Here is a 3,606-nt window from a genome sequence, read left to right as displayed (position 1 = left end):
GCTGCACAAGCCCTACTCGATCGAGCAGTTGTCCCGCGTGTTCCGCAAGTCGATTACCTGGCAGACCCGGCGGTAGCGAGGCGCGTGTCGGCCAGCGTCGTCAAACGACGCTGTTGCATCTGCCACGCCAAGACCTTGGTTTTGATCGGGATGGCCATTAATCTGGAGTGACAGGATGGCACGGGGCCATGCCGAGCATGGATAACGGCCAGCGTGACGACCCACGGATCAGACGCGAAAAGCCCGTACCTCGTCGATACGCCTTCTCTGATGCCAGACCTTACCCGAGCCACCGACTGGGCCTCGACACCGCTTGGGCCCGTCGACCATTGGCCGCAGAGCTTGCGCACGGCGGTCGACATGATGCTGGGGTCCGGCCATGCGATGTGCATCGCATGGGGTAAGGACCGCACCCTGCTCTATAACGATGCCTATGCGCCGATCCTCGGGAGCCGCCACCCGCAGGCGCTTGGCAAGCCTTTCGCAGAGGTCTGGCCGGAGATCTGGCTCGAGATCGAACCGCTGGTCGAGCGCACCTTTGCGGGCGAGACATGCACATTCGAGGACTTGCCGCTGCTGATGACCCGCAACGGCTATGCGGAGGACACGTGGTGGTCGTTCTCCTATTCACCGATCCATGATGAGCAGGGGCGTGTCGCGGGCCTGCTGAACGTGACGCTTGAGACAACCGGCCGGGTGCTGGTCGAACGGCAGCGTGACGCCGCCATCGCTGACTTGCGGGCCAGCGAAGCACGGTATCGGGCCATCTTCGAGAACATCGATGCCGGTTTCTGCATCAGCGAGGTCAAATTCGATGCAAGCGGCGCACCGGTGGATCACCGGGTCGTCGAGGCCAATCCTGCGTTCGAGCGTCACACGGGACTGACCGACGCCGTGGGACGTTGGGCCAATGAGATCGCACCCGGCATCGAGCAGCATTGGCATGATGCCTATGGACATGTCGCCAGGACTGGTAAGCCGGTGCGGTTCGAAGGCGAGGCGAAGCCGCTCGGGCGCTGGTACGACGCCCACCTGTTTCCCGTCGCCGACGGCCGTGTCGCGATGCTCATCGCCGACACGACCGAGCGTCGCCGAACCGAGGACGCCGTCGCCCGCAACGAGGCGAAGTGGCGCACCATCTTCGAGACGCTGCGCGAGGGCTTCATCCTCGGCGAGCTTGTCCGCGACGAGACAGGCCGGGTCGTCGACTGGCGATATGATGAGGTCAACAATGCCTGGTACGACCTTGTCGGTATCGAGCGGGGTTGCGCGGTCGGGCGGACGATCCGGGAGGTCTTTCCTGGCATTGAAGACGCATGGGTTTTCGAACCTGTGACTGCGGTCGAAACGGGCGAACCCGTCCGTTTCACGCGCCAGGTCGGGACGCTCGGCCGCTGGTATGACGGGGTGATGCAGCACGCCGGAGACGATCATTTCACGATCATCTTCACCGAAGTCACCGACCGTGTGCTGCGCGAACGGCGACAGGCGGCCCTGATGCGCCTCAGTGACCGTTTACTGGACGAGGAACCAACCGAGGATCTGGGCCCGTTGGCGAGTGCCGTGCTTGGGGAGACGCTGGGCGTCGAGCTCGTCGGTTATGGCGACATCGACCCCGTGGCCGAAACGATCACGGTCGAACGCGATTGGACAGCGGAACCTGCCCTCAGCCTCAGCGGAACGCTACGCCTTCGCGACTATGGCTCGTTCATCGATGATCTGAAAGCCGGAGAGACGGTTGTCGTTCGCGACTGTCGCTCCGATGCCCGTACGCGCGACCAAGCCGCTGCGATGGAGGCGCGCGGCGCGCGCGCCTTCGTCAATATTCCCATGATGCAGCAGGGCGTCTGCGTGGCGATGCTCTATGTCAGCACCGCCTCGCCCCGTGACTGGACCAGTGACGAGGTGCAGTTCGTCCGCGACGTCGCCTACCGCGTCCATGTCGCGATCGAACAGCGCCGGGCACGGGCGCAGGAGGCGCTGCTCAACGGCGAGCTGGCGCACCGGGTCAAGAATACCCTCAGCGTGGTGCAGGCGATCGCCAACGCGACGCTGGCGCGCACCGCCAGCAATGCCGCGGCCACCGAGTTCGGCAACCGGATGAAGGCGCTGGCATCGGCGCACGACGTGCTGCTGGCACGATCCTGGTCTGCGGCAGGGTTCCGACAGATCGCCGAGGCAGCACTGGCGTCCTTCGACACCGCTCGCATCACCATCTCGGGACCGGAAGTCAGGATCGGCTCGCGGACCGCCATGTCGCTGTCGCTGCTGCTGCATGAGCTGTCGACGAACGCCGCCAAGCACGGTGCGCTAAGCGTGCCCGATGGCCGCGTCACGCTGAGCTGGACGATATCTCGCAGCGACGACGTCGAAATCCTCGACATGCGTTGGGCGGAACGAGGCGGTCCACCGGCGATTGAACCATCCCACCGTGGTTTCGGATCACGCATCATCCGCATGGGTCTTACCGGGTCGGGAGGCGTTAAGCTTCACTATGATACTGAAGGACTGACAGCAGATATGAGCGCGCCGCTTCACCAGATCATCCAGGGTTAAGTCGATCAGCCACGTCATGGGTCAGTCACAACCGATCGGGCCTTTGCCTGTTCTCATCATCGAGGATCAGCCGGTGCTCCGCATCGAGGTCGCCGACATGGTCGAGCGGGCGGGTTTCATTCCCGTCGAGGCAACCAGCGTCGATGAGGCGATCGATATTCTCGAAACCCGCACGGACATCCGGATCGTCTATATCGACCTCGACATGCCAAGGGGCGTTAAGGGGATCGAGATCGCCGCTGCGATCCGCGATCGATGGCCGCCGATCGAGATCATCCTGACCGCTGCCACCTTCGCCAAGGCCGACCTCGACCTGCCGGTCCGCGCGGAGTTCTATTCCAAGCCCATCCATCATGGTGACGTGATCGCTGCCATGCGCCGTATGGCAGCCGACACGGATCACAAAGGCTCTGACCGACCGGCCTGACGTCCAATCCGCTCTTCCGACAGAAAGCTGCGACGGCCGACGCTCTCGAAAACGATGATGTAATGGAAAAGTCCGCTTTTGCTGGAAACGGACATTCGCGAGATCGCATGATCGAGGCCCGCTAAGTTCAGAAGCGGACCCGTGCCGGACGGCTCAGGCAGGAAAATGAATTCCGCACAGCTTGTTACCGTCGGGGTCACGAAAATAGGCCAGTTCGATGGTGCCCATGGAGGCAGTTTCGCGCGGTCCGGGCGGAGCTTCGATCGAGGTTCCGCCAGCGGCGACGGCGGTGTCGTGAAGCTGCTTTACCTGCTCGGGGGAGTCGCAGGAAAATGCGACGGTGCTGCCGTTGGCGACGCTTGCCGGTTCGTCGTTGATCGGCTGGCTGACGATGAAGTTAGTCCCGTTGCCATTGTTGTAGATCAGACGTGTATGGCCGCTGTCGGCGATGTTCCGCGTCCCTTCCCCTGCACCCAAGGTGCCAAGCACCGTGTCGTAGAAGCGCTTGGACCGTTCGATGTCGTTCGATCCGACCATGGTGTGAAACAGCACGCGTACTCTCCTAAAGCCTGATCGACTGCCGATCGCAACTGGTCGCCGAAGGCATCGCCGCCATCCAGTGC

The 3,606-nt window shown here is 63.0% G+C and carries 3 protein-coding genes; 2 read left to right on the top strand and 1 reads right to left on the bottom strand.

Features of this window, described 5'->3' with window-relative positions:
- Window positions 1–270 precede the first annotated feature (270 nt).
- Together KAY22_RS26275 and KAY22_RS26270 are read left to right on the top strand one after the other, a co-directional pair.
- Window positions 271–2,556, top strand: a complete 2,286-nt coding sequence (locus KAY22_RS26275) for a PAS domain-containing protein (protein ID WP_296626034.1) — start codon at window positions 271–273, stop codon at window positions 2,554–2,556.
- A 43-nt stretch (window positions 2,557–2,599) separates the two neighbouring features.
- Window positions 2,600–2,983 (top strand): response regulator, encoded by a 384-nt coding sequence (locus KAY22_RS26270; protein WP_296626033.1) that lies wholly within the window; start codon window positions 2,600–2,602, stop codon window positions 2,981–2,983.
- Between the two features lie 153 nt (window positions 2,984–3,136).
- On the opposite strand, the gene KAY22_RS26265 is transcribed toward KAY22_RS26270, so the two are convergent.
- Complete coding sequence (locus KAY22_RS26265; protein ID WP_056422467.1) at window positions 3,137–3,535, bottom strand: VOC family protein; 399 nt, start codon at window positions 3,533–3,535, stop codon at window positions 3,137–3,139.
- Window positions 3,536–3,606 lie beyond the last annotated feature (71 nt).

The sequence above is a fragment of the Rhizorhabdus sp. genome, assembly GCF_018006725.1.
Taxonomy (GTDB): domain Bacteria; phylum Pseudomonadota; class Alphaproteobacteria; order Sphingomonadales; family Sphingomonadaceae; genus Rhizorhabdus.
The sequence above is the reverse complement of the archived record's forward strand: the minus strand, read 5'-3'. Positions and strand labels throughout refer to the sequence as shown.

Coding starts and splice junctions, on each gene's coding strand:
- KAY22_RS26275 (WP_296626034.1), top strand. CDS start 271: ATGCCAGACCTTACCCGAGCCACCGACTGGGCCTCGACACCGCTTGGG.